2 protein-coding genes are annotated in these 528 nt (G+C 57.2%); one reads left to right on the top strand and one right to left on the bottom strand.

The annotated features are described in order from the left end of the window. On the top strand, positions 1-247 hold a 247-nt coding region (locus ACP4IX_RS36610; protein ID WP_426559013.1), incomplete at its 5' end, for a ketopantoate reductase C-terminal domain-containing protein. A 70-nt stretch (positions 248-317) separates the two neighbouring features. Here ACP4IX_RS36610 and ACP4IX_RS36605 read toward each other — a convergent pair. After that, a partial coding sequence (locus ACP4IX_RS36605; protein ID WP_426559011.1) for a hypothetical protein occupies positions 318-528 on the bottom strand: 211 nt, incomplete at its 5' end.

Raw genomic sequence — 528 nt, 5'->3', positions numbered from 1 at the left:
CGACGCTGCAGGTTATGCGCCGCGCGCTGAATTTCTGGAGCGCACCGGCGGCCTGCTGTTCGCACCGGGATCGCAGATGACGGCATCGATGCTGCGCGATATCCGCAGCAATGCGCGTATCGAAGCCGACCAGATCATCGGCGACCTGATCCATCGTGCCGAAACAAACAAGAAGGGTGCACTGAATGTGCCGCTGCTGCGCATCGTCTACACCCATCTGAAGGCGTACGAGTCGCAACTGGCATAAGCGCCAGCGTCCTTGGATCACCAAAGCAAAAGGCCGGGTCAAACCCGGCCTTTTTTATTGTTATCGTTGCTCATTTCAAGGCAAGCGGCTTTTCCTCATCGAGGAAGTTCATCAGTTCGCGGAAGAACTGCATCCGGTTCTTTTCCATCATCACCGTGTGGGTGCCTTCGCTGATCTCGATCAGCCGCCAGTACGGCGCGTTCTTGAGCTGCTTGACGTAGTTCTGCGCGAGATAGCTCGGCAGATCCGCATCCCATTCGGCATGCAGCACAATCACCGGC

The sequence above is a fragment of the Streptomyces sp. WG5 genome (assembly GCF_049974565.1).
In the GTDB taxonomy this organism is placed as follows: domain Bacteria; phylum Actinomycetota; class Actinomycetes; order Streptomycetales; family Streptomycetaceae; genus Streptomyces.
This window is presented reverse-complemented; position numbering and strand designations above follow the sequence as displayed.